Source organism: Candidatus Xianfuyuplasma coldseepsis (assembly GCF_014023125.1).
Lineage (GTDB): Bacteria > Bacillota_I > Bacilli_A > Izemoplasmatales > Izemoplasmataceae > Xianfuyuplasma > Xianfuyuplasma coldseepsis.
Map to the genome: position 1 here is coordinate 1,188,725 of NZ_CP048914.1, position 18,550 is coordinate 1,207,274.

An 18,550-nucleotide genomic window follows, 5' to 3' on the forward strand; every position below is an offset into this window, starting at 1 on the left:
TGGTAACATGCATGATTATATAAATCGAATAAAACAAATTACTAAATCGTCTGAAATAAAACAGTATGGCTCAAACTATTCAGGTGAAATCAAGTATATATGTAAAAGTGAAGATAAGATACAATTATTCCGATTGATTCAAGATAAACCAGATCGAGGAATTTCATCAATGCACACGTGTGAAAAACAAGAATTAATTAAGAAGGTCTTGATTAAGTGTGATGAGCTCGCTCTCAAAGTCCCTAAGTATATTGCAAATGGTAGATTTGATGAAAAGTGTTACAGAATAACCAGCTTTATCGGTGGTTCTACAGTGGATGAAATTGCATCAAAACTATCTTATGAAGATCAATATACTGTTGGCTTGAAGTTGGGAATACTACTGAGGAAGCTTCACTCTTTGAAAGAATTAAAACTTGATTATGATGCTGGTAATGAACTGCAAAACAAGTACCTAGTTAGAATGAATGAATACCACCTAAAATCACAAGAGTTAGGATACTCGTTACCTGAAAAATATGAGAAAACCGCCACTCAATATATAGAAGATTACAAACACTTAATTTCACAGAATACAACAATCATTCATAATGACGTCCATTTATCAAATGTTATGATAGAGAATGGAGTATTCAATGGTCTCATTGATTTCAGCGAATTATCATATGGTAATGCATATTTGGATTTTAAGTTCCTATTCTTAGATTCAATCATTGAAGTACCACACTTTTGTTCAGGTGTTGTTGATGGATATTTTGAGAATAAGATACCGAACGATTTTTGGAAATCAATCAAATTATTCATGTATCTCTACTTACTATCATCCAATCCAATTGCTAAACCAGATGTGTATACTTTGGAAGAAATGAAAGATGACATTGAATTTATGATGTCAGTACATAATGCATACGGTGATTTACTAGTGCCGAAATGGTATGTAAGCAGAAGTCTAGAAAGATTGGTTCAATTACAAGAAATTATAAATGGGAATATTTCAACCTTTGAAGAGTTGACAAAAGGTTTCTCATTGGATCAGAAATATGTTGTTAATAATAAGTTTGTTGTTAGAGTTTTCCCCCGTGATAAATACGAACAATTCAAAGAAGTGTTTCGGGTTCAAAAGGAATTTAACAAAGTAGCTTTGTGTCAAAAACCAATTAAACTTATTAAAGATCAAAACTATGGATATTATATAACAGAATATATAGATGGAGAGAATGGGCTTGAAGTAATAGAAAGTTACTCTAAGAGAAGACAATATGAACTTGGTATTATTGCTGCAAAGGAGATTGTAAAGTTCCATAAAGCATATCCACTTCCAGAATTTGATATGAAACAACATTTAAATACTTACATGAATGCAAAAATTAAAGCAGCACTAGAAAATAATGTTAAGAAGTTATTGCCTGAAATAGATGATATTATAACTGTAGTTAAATCTAATATACATCATCTATATTCATTATTGGGTGTTCAAACACATGCGGATTATCACCTGTTTAATATGATATTTAAAGAAGGTGAGTATAAAGGAGTCATTGATTTTGAGCGTGTACGCCCAGGATCTTTATTAACTGATTTTAGGAATAACACCCCGCATAATGCCAAGATTAGTCCATATTTTGCATCAGGTTATATAGACGGATACTTAGATGAAATTCCTGTTGAAGATTTTTTCCTGAAATATAATATCTATGATTTACTATTAACCATTGCAGCTATTCCTTGGGTGCAGAAGTTTGATCCAGACAATATAGATAAAAGTGTAAAAATAATTAAAGAGATATTCAGTATTAAGGACGATTTATATAGAAGTCCTGGATGGTATATTGGTAAATATTAGGGAGGGTCATTATGTTAGAAATTAGAGTCAACAGTTCAGCATTTAATCAAGAAGTTAGGAAAAAGATTGCATCAAGAGCACTTATTCTTAAGGGAAATGAAGTAGCTATATTATATTCGAAGAAATACAATGCGTACATAACTCCAGGTGGTGGGGTAGAAGAAAATGAGACATTAGAACAAGCCTGCATTAGAGAAGCAAAGGAAGAAGCAGGTTTGATTGTGAAACCAATTGAACAAATTGCAGTTTTAGATTGCAATTATCCTAAAATTAGGATTATTCATAACTATTTTGTTTGTGAGTTAATTAAGGAAGTTGATGACACAAATAGAACAGATCACGAAATAGATCAAGACTTGGAATTGAGATGGCTATCTTTGGAGGGTTTGAAACAAGCATATGCTACACATACAGAAAACTATAAATACGATACTTGGATGCAAAGAGAATTTATCGTTATTCCAGAGTTGAGAAAGTATTTGAAATAAGAGGGGGAGTTGGTATGAAAAAAGCACCTATATTAGAAACCAGAGGATTAAATGAAACTGGTGTAATAAGTCCGAACATTATTCTAGATGACTGTGAAAAGCTACCAGAGCACATTGATACAGCAGTTATGCTATTTGATGGACATCCAGATGAAGATTTACTTAAAGATGCAAAACCTTTATTTAGATTTGTTGGAGCTTCATATAGATTGCAACAATACTTATATAAAGACTCAATAGTATTGTCATATGCACCATTGGGTAGTGCTGCTGCGGGTGGCTTGCTTGAAGAGTTAATAGCAATAGGTATTAAAAAAGTTATAGCTTGTGGAAGTAGTGGGCTAATAGGTGAATTTGATCCTAAGAAAGTTATATTAGTATCAAAAGCAATTAGAGATGAAGGATTGTCATATCATTATATGGAACCTTCAGTATATGTAGAAACAAACAAAGAACTAAATGTTTTAGTAGAAAAAGAACTTAAAGCAATGAATATAGATTTTAAAGAGGACATAGTTTGGACAACAGATGCTTTCTATAGAGAAACGAAATCTCGAATAGAGATTAGAAAACAACAAGGTGCAGTTGCTGTTGAAATGGAATGTGCTGGAATGGCTGCTGTTGCAAAATTTAGAGACATACAATTCTCACAAATATTGTACTTCTCGGATATTGTTAAACAAGATACATGGAGTGGTTTCTTAGTTGAAAGAAGAAAGATTAAAGATATAGTGAATAAGATTGCAGTTGATATTGCAATGAAAATTGCTATATAGCAATTAAAAGAAGTATGCAAGTGGGGTGGTTCAATGAAAAATCATATTATTATTAGAAAAGCAACAATTGATGATGCTGAAGGAAAAGGATATGTTCACTATCATTCATGGAATGAGGCTTATACAGGTTTGATTGATCAAAACTATTTAGATTCAAGAACACTTACAAATTGTGTAGAAACAGCTAGGAAATATCCTCAGAACACGTATGTCGCCCTTTTCGATGATAAGATAGTTGGATTTGCATGTTACTTAAAATGTAGAGACGATGATCTTGAAGATACAGGCGAGATAAATGCAATATATGTACTTAAAAAGTATTATGGATTAGGCATTGGGAAGCAACTTATGAACATGTGTTTCAAAGAACTCAGAGAGTATTCAAATATTTCGTTATGGGTTTTAAAGACGAATAGTCATGCTATTAAATTTTATGAACATATAGGATTTGAAAAGGACGGAAAAGAAAAAACTGTCAACTTAAACAATGGATCAAGTATTGTTGAAATAAGAATGACATTAGACATAGCCGGTTTGAAAATTGGGGAATCATATGAAATATAGTCTAAGAAAAGCTTCAATAGAAGATAAAAAATGCATATACGATCTTAAGAAAAACTCCAACTACAAGTATGTTGATGAAATATGGGGGTGGGACGAAACATATCAAATAAATGATTTTAATGATTCATTTATTATCGAAGAATTAACTGTTATAGAAAATGAAGGGAATGTTATAGGGTTTTATCAATTATCTGTTCATCCTGATAAAATCAATCTTACAGAAATACATATTAAACCCGAGTTTCGAGGGCGTGGTATCGGTTCAGAATTGATTAATGCGTTTATCACTGGTGCTAGAAATCAACGTAAACGATTAACATTAGGTAGTTTTAAGTCGAACACAAGAGCTACTGAGTTGTATCATAGATTAGGTTTTACAATTTTCGATGAAACTGCTACACACTATATGATGGAAATCAAATAACTACAAGTCTAGATTAATTAATTTCTAGGCTTTTTAATTTGCTTGTTGTCTATTTCTTAGTCTTCTATGGAACACCTAACAGTCCATTATTAAAAATTAATGATGGAAGGTGTATCACATGGAAAATCTTAGAAATAATAAAATACTAGAACTGTTATATCAGTTACTAGTAATGAAATTAGAAAAAGAAAGAGAGGAGAAAACCAATGAACAAAATCAATAAGAAAATCGCAATCTATATTAGAGTAAGTTCCGATAAACAATTAAAACAAGGTTTCTCCTTTGAAGATCAAGAAGAGAAACTTATCGAAGAAGTCAAACGAGAAAAACAAGAATATATTGTATATCGAGATGGTGGAATTTCTGGAACAAAAATTGATAATAGACAAGGTTTGATTCGTCTGATGAAGGATGTAGAACTTGGCCTTATTTCAAAAGTATATGTGACGAAATTATCGAGATTAGCTCGAAACGCAAGAGACTTACTAAACATTGTATATGACCTAAAAAGACAAGATGTTTCCTTTCGAGCAATCAATGATAATATTGACACTTCAACCCCAATGGGAAAAGCAATGATTACTCTGATGGGTCTATTTGCTGAAATGGAACGAGATATCATTATTGAGCAAACCCGTGCTGGTGCTGAACGTCGTGCCAAAGAAGGTAAGATGTACGGTTCAGGACCCATCTTTGGTTATGATAGAGTACTTGATGAAACTTCTGAGAAGAAAACTATGAAGATTGTTATTAACGAACAAGAAGGTGAAGTTGTTAGAACGATATTTGAGATGTACCTGGGTGGATATGGATACAAAGCCATTACCAACAAGTTAAATAAGGCAGGAGTTCGAACCAAAAAAAATAAACTCTTCGCAATCAATACAATCAAGACCATTTTGGATAATCCACTATATGCTGGATATATTAGATATGGGAAATATAAAGACTGGAATATTAAACGTAGAAAAGGATTATCCACAGAGCATATAATAGTCGAAGGGAACCACGATGCAATCGTTACAAAAGAAGATTGGGACCAAGTTCAAGAGAAAATGAAACAGAATCAACGACGAAAAGCACCGGTTGGAAAATACATTCTTGCTGGTGTTCTTGCATGTCCTGAATGTGGTAGCAAAATGACAGGTTCAAAAACAAAATACAAGACCAAAAATGGTCCTGTAGAAAGACTATATTATAGCTGCTCACAATTTCACAATAAGGGTTTGACCGCATGTCATGCGAATGGTATCAGAGTAGACTTAATTGATCCTATCGCCATTAAGAAAATAGCAAAGAAATTGAACTCACCTGAACTAGTAGAGACCCTATATAATTACATCACTGAAAATACCATCGATGAAAATAGTGCTGATGGTAAAAGACGCATCTTAGAGATTGAAATTGAAAAGCGTTCTCGACTGAAATCTGAGGTATTGTCAATGCATCGAGAAGGATTAATTACTGCTTCTGAGCTTAAGGAAGAACTTGAAAAAATCAAAGATAGAACAGAGGAGTACCAACACCTGATGTCTGAACTTATTGAGGGTACTGATGATATAAAATCACAGTCACTTCTTATCACGAAACAGGATGTTGAATCGTTCTTATCAGATATCTCATCAATCCTAAAAACTAAGGTTGAATCTGAGAGACTCAAAGTCAAAGAACTGATCCGTCTTATAGTGAGTCGTATTGACATTACCAACAAGTCTACCGCACAGATGGACATCCAATTAAGCTATGACGAGATGCTGTATGGTATTCTTAATCGACCTACTCAAACAAAGTAAGGAACCAATGGTGTATTGATTTGTTCGGAGGACCATAGACTTCTATGGTTCTTTGAACAGGTACATACCATGAATCAAAAGAAGTAGTTATGATAGACTGTAAAAGGGTTATGCACATGTGTAAAATGATTTTACAAATGTGGTAACTAGTTAATGTGTAAAATGATATTACATACTGAAAAAATAGAACTGTAAACTCGCTTTACACCACAAATAATTCTGAGTGATTCCTCTAAGTGTAAACTGATTTTACATTTAAGGATATTCTTGTAAGACGAAAACTTTGCCAACGCTTCAAAGTTGTAGACTCGATTGTATAAGGTGATTGAAATAATAGTTGGGAATCATACATCCTACTTCACAGAATCAGAATTTAAAGCTCTGTCATTAGCTTCAGTTTCAAATCATTCACATCGAATATGACTCTTATCTAGGGAGGGCCTTTTAAGATAGAAAATGCCATGATTAGAGTATGGTATAATTATAGTAACAATAGATTTTTATCGGGGGTAAAACTTATGAAGAAGTTTGATTTGAGGAAAGTATTTTTTCAATCTGGATATTCAATAACTGACATTGCCGATGAGCTTGATGTGAAAAGACCAACAGTATACAATAATATGAAAGAGTTTGAAGAAAAACTATCATGCAAAAACAAAGAGCTCATGATGCTTTTTTGTAGATTTACTTATTATGACCGTTTCACCAAAGGTTTGGTTCAAGATCAGATTGATATGGTTAAAAATGTGATGAGAAGAATTGAGTATATTTATGATGAGAATTCACGAGTGAAGGGTAATGAGTTATATCGAGAATTTGTCAGAGTAATTGATGATGCAAATCAAGAAGAATCTGAAAAAGATGATGTTATACACGAATCGAGTATTGAGAACAATGAATCTGTAGTCTGGGGAAATCTAGTTTGCAATAAATGTGATGCAAATGGTACCCTAATTTATGATGAGAGAAAGGATCATATTTTTTGTCAGTATTGTATGAATGAGTCCCAACCTGAAGAGTATGGAATTACTCCTGGTGGAAAGTATTTTATAAAAGATAAAAAATACGAAGACAAAGTTTTATCAAATGATAATGACATACAGGGAAACCAAAATGAGTATGTTATAAATAGATCCAACTATGTCCAGATGGGGGATTTTATTGAAGGTGAAATAATTGGTAGTACAAAACACGGTGTTCTCGTTTTGTTTAATGACAACCATAAAGGGTTTATGAAAATAAGTGATCTGCCAGAGTGGCTCAAAAGTAAAATTGATCTTGTTGGATGGAAAATTATAGCGGAAATTGTACGTAAAGATGGAAAAAACCATAATTTGAAATACGTAGCTAATAGAACATGGAAATGATTTGAATAAATTTCTATCTTAGATAGAAAGAAGAATGTAGTGTACAAATAACTTGACATCACTCTATTTCTGAACTAAACTATAGGTGCAATCAAGTATTGCAAAAAAGTGAATAAAAGACATAACACAAACCATTTCATCGAAAACAACTAGTTTTTGAACGGTTTGTGTTTTTTTGTCTCAAAACAGAGCTGGAACTGTAACAGCACAAAACTTATTGGTTTAGAGTCACAACAATAATACTTCTCCTATAGACCAAAATAAAACTTAAGGAGAAAATATAATGAAAAAAATGGAAGATTTAACAAAGCAAGAGCTGCATGAATTACTATACAAACAATTGTACGTTGTATTCAATCTGTGGCATGATGGTGATTATTGGTGTTTTAGAACTTGTTTGCCAGGAGCCTACAACAAAACGGAAGCAAGAAACAAAGCTACGAAGTATTTTAGAAAGATAGGGCAACCTATGAAGTATGGCTGTGTTATTGGGCCTATTGATTTAGGAATGCTACCTTGGAGTTTTCGGGAGTATGACATTGAACAGGATTCAAGATTGGATGGATACGTTTATAATGAGTGGTTAAACTTTATACTCCAGGAAGATCAAGAAAACTGGGGACCATATGACATATTAGATTACTTTAAGAAGTATTGGTTTCTTTGCTTAGGGCTATGATGTAAATATGAGAAGATATTATCCCGTATTCATTCTCACCAAAATAAAATCACAATTATATTACAGCGCAGTATTTCCACATACTGACAGAATAATCAAAGCTAAAATCAGTACAAGAAAGTTTTTTAGTAGCCGAAATGTAAAAGTAATCGATTTAAAAGGTTCAGAAATGGAAATCGATCTCTCCCAATTGCCTAGAAAAGTTAGAAGATATGATATTACCGAAGAACGTGGTTTTAGAGGGAAAGTTTACAAGCATCTGATACCATATGATAACTTCGAACGAAAATCCACCGTAGAGATATTGGATGAACTACTATCTGATTGGATTGGGAGCCTAGACAAACTTTGAACACAAGATTGAAGAGTGATTTTTTCACTCTTTTTCTTTATGCTAAGATTTGACAAGAAAAATAAATAGGTTTAAAATAAAACTATAGGAAACTACAATTGTTGCATCTTCTCCTTGATGCAGGCAACCATATTTCATGCGATAGAGGTTAGCCAATGTTACAATACTGCCCTGTAGGCATTTTCCTATAAGAATATTGGAATATTAGATAGTGTTTCTCAAAGATTCAAGAGGATAACGCAGTGGCGCCCTATTTGATGATTGAGACCATGATTATGAATTGTGGATGTGATGGATCGCAAATTGCTATCCGACTAGACAAATTGTCTAGCTGAATAACGCATGAGTTAAAAGCACGACTATACTGATATCAATGAAAAGAAGCACGAGTTGCTCTTTTGATTGATGTTATGTATGGTCGTTTTTGTTTCTATATATTCAATACACATAAGAAGGGATGATTTTATGAGTTATTTATTTTTCGACATCGAGGCAGCAAATAGACATGATAAGACTGCAAAGATTTATTCATTTGGATATGTACTAACAGATAAGCACTTCAATATTATTGAACAGAGGGAGATTATCATTAATCCAGATGCTGAGTACTATTTTCGAAAGGATGGAGTACATCAAAAAATACCCTGCCCTATTGATGCCGAGTTAATGGCAAAAGCGGAATTGTTTCCACATCACTATGATGAAATTAAACGATTGGTGTCATCAAATGTATGCATTGGCTATGATACAGCGAATGATGCATTTATGCTTCATGAAAGTTGTAAACGATATGATTTGGCATCATATGATTTCCGATTCTATGATCTAAGAGAGATTTCAGATACATTACTTGGTAAAAGAATTTCAGGACTAAGTAAACTTGCTGAACATCTAGATTATATAAACGAGAATCCCCATAATGGGTTATCAGATGCTGTTACTACATTTGAAGTTTGTAAAAAACTACTCAGTGAAACCAAGTATGCTTTAGACTACCTGAGATTCAAATCTAAGATATTTATGTATCATGCTAGGAATTATAAAGTCTACAAAATGGAGAATGGGAAAGAAAGGTATGTCAATAAACGGATATTTGATGATATGAGGATTAAGGATGATCCAAAACAGAATGGGAATTTACATCAGACTTTCAAGAATGATGGTATTCATAACAATCAATTAGGAGAGGAGTTGAAGAAATGGCTAAAAGAGGCGGAGTATCAGGACACACACATACGCAACAACAATTAGATGACTATGCAAATCAAAATAACCCTAATAATGACGCTTATCAAGATGATTTGGATAACCATGCTGATCAATTGAACCCTAACAACGATGAATACAAAGGCGAAGAAAAAGATGATAAGTAGGTCCTAATATGGACTTACTTATTTCTTTATAAAATGGTATAATTTGATTAGAGTGTTTTATAAAGAAATTTTGAATATAGGAGATGGGGTATGAAAGTTAATTTACAAAAAGCAGTTAATGTTCTTTCTAATAGGAAGATTAATTTCTTGCAACCATTATATGAAACAATAGTAAACTCAATTGAGGCTGGAGCATCAGATATTAAGGTGATATTTGATATCGAAAAAACATTGGATCATACACCTAATTTGGTAAATAGTTATACTGTTATCGATAATGGAGAAGGATTTACGCAGAAAAACAGAGATGCATTTTTAGAGCTTTGGACTAATAATAAGATTAAGTTAGGTGCAAAGGGAAGTGGAAGGTTTACTTGGCTGAATATTTTTAAACATGTAGAAATTGAAAGTATGGTTGCATCTGAGGGCTGTAAAGTTAATATTCCTTTCAACATTAATTTTGATGATAGCGATTTGAATGTGGAGGATCTTTCAATTGAAGAATCGAAGACGGTTGTAAGACTATATGACATTGTAGAGAGAAAGAGGGATATTCGAGTAGAAGCGAATGCTGAACTGATTAAGAAAGCGATTATTGATCACCTTTTATTGAAATTAGTTTTACTAAAAGAAGAGGGGAGACATTATGTAATAAATCTGCATTTAGACGATGAAGAACTAAGCATAAGTCCAAATGATATCCCCGATCTCAAAGAATCTGATTTTACCGTTGATAGCGATATTACCAACGAAGTTTTTGATTTTCAAATGCATTATGAGTTTTTTGATGATCAAAAATCAGAAATTAAAGCATTCTATTGTGCGAATTTTAGAACCGTTAAGGAGATAAATTTATCATATTTAGGTATTAATGGGTCTTTTCCAAATAACTCTTCATTAACATTACTAGTTACATCAGAGTATTTTGATGAGAGAGACGATGATAGTAGGAATGAACTACCTGGGTTAAAAGGGTTAAAAGATCCTAACTTGGATAATCCGGTCACTTTGAAGATGATTAATACTGATCTTAAGGATCAACTCCGTCATATAATATTTCAAGAGTACCCAGAACTAATTGAAGCAACCAAAAGGGAATTAGAAAAAGCAAGAGATGAAGCACCACACTTGGCAATATATTTTGAAACTGAAGACGACATCATCGGTGATAAAGATGTTATTATTAAGAACGCTAGAAAGAAATTTGAAAACAGCAAAAGCGAAACTCGAATGAAATTCCAGAAGATTCTAAAGAAAAACAATGTTCCGACTGATAATTTTATTGAGGCAATTAATGAAGTTAGTACAGTTGCAGCTGCTGAATTAGCTGAATATATTTTATATAGAGACCAAATTACAGATGCTTTAGAGAAATCTTTAAGTGATGAAAGCAAGAATGAATCTTTTATCCACAATCTGTTTATGCCGATGAAAACTGATTCGTTTAGAGGTGATGATAGCTATCTTCAAAGTAACTTATGGTTATTAGATGACAAGTTTATGACATATTACTATGCAGCAAGCGATAAGACTGTTAACCAAATAAAGAATGAACTAGGTATTGAAACAACTGTTAAAGCTGACCATAGACGGAGACCTGACTTAACTGTATATTATAATACTGATTCAGAATACAGAAACGCTGTAGTGGTAGAAATAAAAGGTGTGTTTGCATCTAACGACGAAAAGAATAAAGCTATAACCGAGTTGCCTAACAATGTTGTTACTTTACGACAAAACATCGAAAAAACTGGGACAATTTGGTCGTATATTATTACGGATATAGATAGTTACTTCGCACAAACTATTGAAAATCAAGACAGATATACATTGTTGTTTAATAAAGGTTCAGAGTATAAGGTGTATTATGCATATTTTGAACGCAATGATACTCACCAGTATATTGTTGATATAAAAACTATAGTAAGAGATGCTAAGGATAGAAATGTCACATTTTTGGATATATTAAAGAATAGAAGCAACTAACAAAGATTGTTTTATAGGTATATAAGTGTCCTATTTAAGAATGGGTTAAGAAAAAACAATAGAAGGTAGATAACAAGTATGAGACAGATTAGCGATTTGATGTTGATAATTTACGATGTGTTAGGGATTAAAGGAAAGAACCATCCAATACTTGTTAGTGGTGTAAGAACAAAATACAACCCCGTAGAGAATATAATATATGTACGAAGTATAGGATTTCCTACAATTATTCATGAGATAGGACATGAGGCCGTCCATTATTTACAGCATACTGAGAACCGATTAAAACCTTATGATCGGATGGATATTGAAAAATTCCGAGGTAAAAAAGAAGGTATGTTTTGTAAGTATGATTTTGAAAGAGAGGCAATTGCTTTTAGTTGGGTTTTAGCATTGAAGTTAAATGAGTATTTTTTCTCTGCAAGAGAAGATATAAAACAGCAATACAAGTATCATAAGAATTTCTACTCCTCTATGGTACAACTTCGAATTACCGATGTAACTAATGAGATAGTAATGGAAGAGCTGCAAATGAAGTTGGATTTAGCATACGATAGAGCGAAAGCAAAATATATAGGTTTAATTGAAAATAAGAGACAAGAGTTTATTAACTGGTATACCGAATCGTAGGACTTGTTTCCAATGATTTTTGTTAACTTAGCATAAACGATTAAAGGAGTCAAACACATGAAAAGACAAGATTATTTTAGATTAAGTGCAATAATCTCAATGTTGCTATTGATTACTATGTATAGCTATTTTTGGTACTCTGCAGGAGTGGTTGGATTTAGTTATGCATTTAAACACGTATTATGGGGAATTGCAATACTAATCATATTTGCTTTGAGCACAGTTTCTGCAAGTAAATCTCCATACCTAGAAAAGAAACATTCCTTGATTTTTTCTGGAATATCCCTTACACCAATAATTCTCTACATAATCGCTTATTTATTGAGTGGTGAAATTCTAGATTTTGCTGTTGGTTTTGCATATACAATGTTTGCCATTCTCATTTTGTGTGCTTTGTCATATATCCTTTCAATATTTGCTAAGGATTAACACTCAAAAAGGGTAAAAATAATATATAGTTTTTCCCCGAACTGCGATACACTGAATCGTACCACAAGTAATTACTACTAATGACATGCAGATCATGACAAATCCTTTTTCACTATTTTATATGTACTCAAATCGTATGTATGCTATAATTAATTTAGAATACATTACAAATAGGACAACAATGTCCTATTTTTGTTTATAGGAGGAAATGGATGAAATTAGTACCCAATGTACCAGTTCTTAGTCCCATATTAAAAAGATTTCATAAACAACTAAAGAAATCAGAAAACAAACAAGCTGAATTAGACAAGTTTTGGAAAAAGGTACAACGTAAAGGCACGCCGTTATACGAAAAAATTAAAACAGAACCAGATTACTATTTAGTAACATTTTTGTTTCAGTCCAACCGAAGAACAAACGAACTATTTGTCCACAGTAGTATCTTTGGATGGATCGATCAACGAGCCCAAATGGGACTACTTGAAGGGACAAACGTCTATTATAAGTCGATATTTGTTTTAAACCAAACGTATGTATCGTACTTTATTCGACAAGGAGCTTTACAAGACATTGATAGTCCGCAACAACCCAATCATGATGAGCTTGTCTTAGATCCGTATAATAAAACATATCATACGGTACAATTTCCCAATCGAAAAGTCTGTTTTCACTTATTACAAACGCCAGATTATGTAACGTATCCGTTAACCAAAGAAACCATCCCAGAGGGCACGATGGACGAATACGAATTTCCATGTGAACCAATGATTCAAGCAATCAATACAGCGATGAAAAGTCACATACCTGAAGATACAAAATATAAAGTGAGTATCTATAAACCGTACAACTATAATGAAACAACAACATATAAATCATTAACCTTATATGATGGGGATATCATATTGAGAGGAAGCAAGGAAAATAATATCATTCGTGTTTTCGATCAAATGATTTATCATGAGGAAATGCAACCTATTATAATCATCCTTATTCATCAAATAAATCGCATGGTTGAATTATGGGGTAATGATATCTTCAATGACTTTGTCGCAAATACCGTACGCAAAAAACTATATACCAAATATAATATCGACGAACGTTCCGAATCGAATGCAATCGGTGGATATAGCTTAGGAGGACTTCAGGCTGCGCACATGGGACTATTTCATTCACAACACTATGGGAATGCGATGTGCTTATCGCCATCGATGTGGGCGCCAAAGGTCTCAACCCTTGGTAAAATATCGGATGATGATAAAGAGTTATCACAATATATCATTAACAAATATGTAAAAGAGGATACACAAGATACAAAATTCTATATATCAATCGGTCGATATGAAACGCCAGAAACCATCGGATTTGGACCCAATCATTATTGGTCGATTCGTCATTTTCGAGATGTTTTGTTATCAAAAGGTTATGATGTCCATTACATCGAAAACAACCAGAGTCATTCGTTCTTGTTTGTGAAAGATAATGTAGTTGATGCGATGAAATGGTTTTTCAGTTAATCTAATACTATAGGATTTCTTTACTACAAAAATAGATTGCTGACCACGGCTTAATTTAGCTCCTAATCGAAATTATTGTGATGAGGGTAATTGTGTCCTCCAAGTCTATCTAGGAAAGGGACTAGAATATGATCTTGTATTCATTTTATAGGATTAGTTCAAGATTGAAGTAGAGATTTTTAGAACACATGATTTTGAGTGAAGAATAGATCGTAAAACATGCAGAATCAATAGAGAAAACCACAGGCATCAAGTATGCTTGTGGGTTTTTTGTATATTACAAACGCTTTTCATGCGATTTATCTTTCATATTTATGAATCTGTGATATAGTCTTTAAGGAACGATGGATGATGGAATCATCATTGGAGGACGAATATGAGAAACAAAGATATTATCAATGTCGCCGTGATAGCGCACGTCGACGCCGGAAAATCAACCTTAGTGGATGCACTACTTGCACAAAGTGGTGTCTTTAGTGAAAACGAAGTCGTTGTCGAACAAGTCATGGATAGTAATGATTTAGAACGAGAACGTGGAATTACGATTTATTCCAAGAACTGTGCGATTGAACATAACAATACGAAAATCAATATCGTTGATACCCCCGGACATGCGGACTTCTCCAGTGAAGTGGAACGAATTATGAAAACGGTCGATACGGTTATTTTATTAGTAGATTCTAGTGAAGGACCGATGCCACAAACAAGGGTGGTCTTACAAAAATCCCTTGAACAAGGACTACGACCAATTCTATTCATTAATAAGATCGACAAAAAAGATCAACGAGCCGAAGAGGTCGTTGATCTATCCTTTGACTTGTTTGTAGAGTTAGGAGCAACCGATGAACAATTAGATTTTCCAATCATATACGGAGTTGCTAGAGATGGAATTGCGATGCGTGAGATGGATGAGGACAGCCATGACTTAACACCGCTATTTGACCTCATCATTAGTCATGTCGCACCGTATCCAGATAACTCAGCTGAACCCTTACAACTTCAAGTCTCTAGCTTAGGATACGATGACTATGTGGGACGACTTGGGATTGGACGAATCTCCAGAGGTACTCTACATGCTGGTGAGATTGTAACGGTAAGCAAACGAGATGGTACTTCGGTTCAAACTAAGATTGCGAAGCTCTATGTCAATGAAGGCTTATCCAAGGTAGAAAAAGACATTGTTTATGCTGGTGATATCGTAACCTTTAGTGGAATCTCCCATATATCTATTGGAGAAACAATCTGTGACAAAGAACATGTCGAACCAATGGATATGATTGCGATTGAACGTCCTACTCTTGCTATGAACTTCTTAGTCAATGATTCTCCATTTGTCGGACGAAGTGGACACTTCGTTACCTCCCGTCAAATCCGAGCAAGACTCCACAAAGAACTCGAAACCAATGTCGGCTTAGAAGTTGAAGAATTAGATCACTCCGATGGCTACCGCGTCAGTGGACGTGGAGAACTTCACTTATCGATCTTACTCGAGAACATGAGACGAGAAGGATATGAGTTAAGTGTATCCAAACCAGAAGTTCTCTTTATCAAACAAAATGATCAAACCTTGGAACCATTTGAAAAAGTGATAGTAAGTGCTCCTGATGAATTTATCGGTAGTGTAATCCAACAACTCAATCAACGAAAAGGAACGATGATTTCAATGAACACTGATGGAAGTTACTCAATGATTGAATATCTTGTCCCAACTAGAGGAATCATAGGTTATCGCAGTGAGTTCATCAATAGTACTCGTGGAAGAGGAACAATGGAGAAATCCTTTTACTCCTATGAACCTTACGCAGGAACGATTGAACGAAAACGAAATGGTGTCTTCATTGCCAAAGAAAAAGGAAAGACAATGTCTTATAGTCTTTTCCAATTATCGGAACGCGCTAGAATGTGCGTCAAACCAAGTGTTGAAGTCTACGAAGGTATGATCGTTGGACTCAACTCACGAGCGAACGATCTAGTCGTAAACCCTTGTAAAAACAAGAACTTAACGAATGTCCGTTCGTCGGGAACCGATGAAGCAATTAAACTACTAGATCCTCTCACATTTACCTTAGAGGAAGCTCTAGAATTCATTGAGGGAGACGAACTTGTCGAAATTACTCCAGATGATATTCGTTTGCGTAAGAAAATCTTAAGTGAGATTGATCGTAAACGAGAATATAAGAGATTGTCGTATCAATAACTAGATTTATAGCCCCATTCAGAACTCTCTGAATGGGGCTTCTTTTGTATTGGAGATTGTGTTATACTAGTTTTCCTTCGATTAACCTTTTTAGGTTTCAAAATGTGTTTAAACTGAGATGTTTGATGTAACTACAAGACTAATGACGTACTCCCATTTCGTATCGATTGTAGGATCGTCTTTTACAATCTTTACTTGATATCCATCTTCGACTAACGTCAGATATAAATGAGATAGTGCAATCCCGATATCGACTCTCTGTATATCAAACACAAGGAGATTTCCATAATTTGGTGTTCTCTCTAGATAAAGATGAAAGACACGTTCGATTAATAGGATACGCCATGGTTGTTTATTCGATGCACTCGGAGCAAGTCGAACAGCTTCAAGATACTTGTAATAGATATGGTCGATTGGAACCGGACGGACCGGATTACCGAGAAAGAATAACATATCAAAAGGACGTCGCTGGTCGCCTTTTGCACCCCAACGAATCACTCGTTCTCGGAGCGATCTTGACGTCCCGTATCCAACCGGAGATACGGCCGCAATGATCTCACCATCGTCTACTCGGACATCAAAGTTTTTGCGATGATAGGTTCCTCCCAGCCAGACCGTACCAAACCCTAGCTCTGTCAAGCGAAGAATGACTTGTTCCATCAAGAAACCAAAATCAACCATTCCTTCGATCGAGTTGTGTACTACACCACCAATGAAAGATGGTGGGTTTTTAATAAAACCATATGTCCCAATCTTTGTTTGTCTGGTTGTCCCGTTATCGACAAGAAAGAACCGAACAGAATGTCCAAAAGGAGGAGTCTGTTGTTGATATTCCTCAAGGATTTCTGTTATCTTTGTTCGGTCTTGATTCGATAGTTGTTTGTTCTCATAACTGCGAACGGATGTTCGCTCTTCAATGATTGTAAAGAATGATTTGTTCTTCTCCATATAATTACCACCTCATACCGTGAATAGTATACCACATGATGAATTATAAAAACGATGTGAACCTAGATGGATTCACATCGTTTTTATTATTATTGTTGGCTATTGGCATTTTCTAAGAATAGATCTTTTTCTTGTTTGGTAAAGAAGACATCTGCAAGTAACGCACTAATGATGAATACAATTAACATCGTAATATTAATAATCAGTGAGAATTGTAGCCCGAGGGTTGTTACTTGGTAGAATACAATTGGCAGTTTCAAGGAACTCCAAACCATTAAGAAGAATAGGACGTTGGAATACTTCGCACCTTTCTTTAACATTAACATCGCAATGGGGAAGGCGATTAAGGTAGGTCCAGCGCTGAAAGCGCCAAGGAAGAATGCCCAGAACATTCCTTTGGCTTTGGATGTTTCTCCCATGTGTTTGATGATGGTTTCTCTTGGAACCCATACATCAAAGAGTCCAATTAAGACAAAGATCGGTGGAACAATTAACAACATATTCCATACCTGATTCCAAGTGTTTTCAAACGCTTGATAGGTTAACTGGATATCAATAATTGTCATCCCAATGAGTAGGACAATTGATACAAGAAAGAACTTCTGTTTCTTGACAAACTGTTTCATGCGTACACCACCAATACTATGAGAACGACAATGATTGCACCAACGAAACTAATCAAGTTGCGGTATACTGCAGCTTTCTTATTGAAGTACTTGCTTTCAACAGCAAAGTAGACAAGACCGACACTCATGACCGTCACTAAAAATCCTGCAACTTGTGGATAAGCTGCACCATTTTCTAATAGTTCTACTCCAAGTGGGTAAGCCACAAATGGAGACATGAACGTAATACTACCAACAACCATACCAATAACATAGCCTAGAAAACCACTATCTTCTCCCAGGATGCTAGAAATGAACGATGGGGTAATCAGTGCTAGTAGGATTCCAATGAATAAGAATAACGGCAAAATAAGAGGCATTAACTTCCGAAAGCTTTTCCAAGCTTTCAGTAGTCCTTTTTTGGTTTTTTGTGTGTCTTTTATATATGACACAATAAGTAAGATAATTGCAAGTGCATAGATGATATATGAGGATACACCCATAACCGATCAACTCCTTCTTCAAGTATTGTAAATGAATCTATCGCTCAATACAACTACATTGCACCCTTTTGCCAGAACT

Annotated in this window: 19 protein-coding genes; 16 read left to right on the forward strand and 3 right to left on the reverse strand. The window is 34.3% G+C overall.

Annotation, left to right across the window (positions count from 1 at the left end):
* The first annotated feature begins 7 nt into the window (after positions 1–7).
* The 16 genes from G4Z02_RS05705 (at position 8) to typA (ending at position 16,415) form a co-directional block, all read left to right on the forward strand.
* Entirely contained in the window at positions 8–1,843 is a 1,836-nt protein-coding gene (locus G4Z02_RS05705; RefSeq protein ID WP_258877055.1) for an aminoglycoside phosphotransferase family protein, read from the forward strand.
* An 11-nt stretch (positions 1,844–1,854) separates the two neighbouring features.
* Positions 1,855–2,331 (forward strand): NUDIX hydrolase, encoded by a 477-nt coding sequence (locus G4Z02_RS05710; protein WP_258877056.1) that lies wholly within the window; start codon positions 1,855–1,857, stop codon positions 2,329–2,331.
* 14 nt (positions 2,332–2,345) lie between these two features.
* Positions 2,346–3,107, forward strand: a complete 762-nt coding sequence (locus G4Z02_RS05715) for a nucleoside phosphorylase (RefSeq protein WP_258877057.1) — start codon at positions 2,346–2,348, stop codon at positions 3,105–3,107.
* 33 nt (positions 3,108–3,140) lie between these two features.
* Entirely contained in the window at positions 3,141–3,671 is a 531-nt protein-coding gene (locus tag G4Z02_RS05720; protein WP_258877058.1) for a GNAT family N-acetyltransferase, read from the forward strand.
* Complete coding sequence (locus G4Z02_RS05725) at positions 3,661–4,095, forward strand: GNAT family N-acetyltransferase (RefSeq protein WP_258877059.1); 435 nt, start codon at positions 3,661–3,663, stop codon at positions 4,093–4,095. Before G4Z02_RS05720 ends, G4Z02_RS05725 begins: the two co-directional genes overlap by 11 nt.
* Positions 4,096–4,301: 206 nt before the next feature.
* A complete protein-coding gene (locus G4Z02_RS05730) occupies positions 4,302–5,888 on the forward strand; it encodes a recombinase family protein (protein WP_258877060.1) in 1,587 nt (528 codons plus the stop codon).
* 518 nt (positions 5,889–6,406) lie between these two features.
* Entirely contained in the window at positions 6,407–7,255 is an 849-nt protein-coding gene (locus G4Z02_RS05735) for a hypothetical protein (protein WP_258877061.1), read from the forward strand.
* 283 nt (positions 7,256–7,538) lie between these two features.
* Entirely contained in the window at positions 7,539–7,934 is a 396-nt protein-coding gene (locus G4Z02_RS05740) for a hypothetical protein (protein WP_258877062.1), read from the forward strand.
* A gap of 169 nt (positions 7,935–8,103) precedes the next feature.
* Complete coding sequence (locus tag G4Z02_RS05745) at positions 8,104–8,286, forward strand: hypothetical protein (RefSeq protein ID WP_258877063.1); 183 nt, start codon at positions 8,104–8,106, stop codon at positions 8,284–8,286.
* A gap of 465 nt (positions 8,287–8,751) precedes the next feature.
* Positions 8,752–9,537 (forward strand): 3'-5' exonuclease, encoded by a 786-nt coding sequence (locus tag G4Z02_RS05750; protein ID WP_258877064.1) that lies wholly within the window; start codon positions 8,752–8,754, stop codon positions 9,535–9,537.
* A complete protein-coding gene (locus G4Z02_RS05755) occupies positions 9,486–9,659 on the forward strand; it encodes a hypothetical protein (RefSeq protein ID WP_258877065.1) in 174 nt (57 codons plus the stop codon). The genes G4Z02_RS05750 and G4Z02_RS05755 overlap by 52 nt, the downstream gene beginning before the upstream one ends.
* A gap of 90 nt (positions 9,660–9,749) precedes the next feature.
* Entirely contained in the window at positions 9,750–11,645 is a 1,896-nt protein-coding gene (locus tag G4Z02_RS05760; protein ID WP_258877066.1) for an ATP-binding protein, read from the forward strand.
* 78 nt (positions 11,646–11,723) lie between these two features.
* Complete coding sequence (locus G4Z02_RS05765; RefSeq protein ID WP_258877067.1) at positions 11,724–12,275, forward strand: hypothetical protein; 552 nt, start codon at positions 11,724–11,726, stop codon at positions 12,273–12,275.
* 57 nt (positions 12,276–12,332) lie between these two features.
* Positions 12,333–12,704, forward strand: a complete 372-nt coding sequence (locus G4Z02_RS05770) for a hypothetical protein (RefSeq protein WP_258877068.1) — start codon at positions 12,333–12,335, stop codon at positions 12,702–12,704.
* A gap of 212 nt (positions 12,705–12,916) precedes the next feature.
* Positions 12,917–14,218: an alpha/beta hydrolase gene (locus G4Z02_RS05775; RefSeq protein WP_258877069.1), complete on the forward strand. Its 1,302-nt coding sequence runs from the start codon at positions 12,917–12,919 to the stop codon at positions 14,216–14,218.
* Between the two features lie 376 nt (positions 14,219–14,594).
* The gene (gene typA, locus G4Z02_RS05780) at positions 14,595–16,415 is read left to right on the forward strand and encodes a translational GTPase TypA (RefSeq protein WP_258877070.1); all 1,821 of its coding nucleotides are present in this window, start codon (positions 14,595–14,597) and stop codon (positions 16,413–16,415) included.
* A gap of 108 nt (positions 16,416–16,523) precedes the next feature.
* On the opposite strand, the gene G4Z02_RS05785 is transcribed toward typA, so the two are convergent.
* From G4Z02_RS05785 to G4Z02_RS05795, 3 genes are all read right to left on the reverse strand, one after another.
* Positions 16,524–17,363, reverse strand: a complete 840-nt coding sequence (locus G4Z02_RS05785) for a nitroreductase family protein (RefSeq protein ID WP_258877071.1) — start codon at positions 17,361–17,363, stop codon at positions 16,524–16,526.
* A gap of 89 nt (positions 17,364–17,452) precedes the next feature.
* The gene (locus G4Z02_RS05790) at positions 17,453–17,989 is read right to left on the reverse strand and encodes a permease (protein ID WP_258877072.1); all 537 of its coding nucleotides are present in this window, start codon (positions 17,987–17,989) and stop codon (positions 17,453–17,455) included.
* Positions 17,986–18,471, reverse strand: coding sequence for a permease (locus G4Z02_RS05795; protein ID WP_258877073.1), 486 nt, complete (start codon positions 18,469–18,471; stop codon positions 17,986–17,988). Before G4Z02_RS05795 ends, G4Z02_RS05790 begins: the two co-directional genes overlap by 4 nt.
* Between the last annotated feature and the right edge of the window lie 79 nt (positions 18,472–18,550).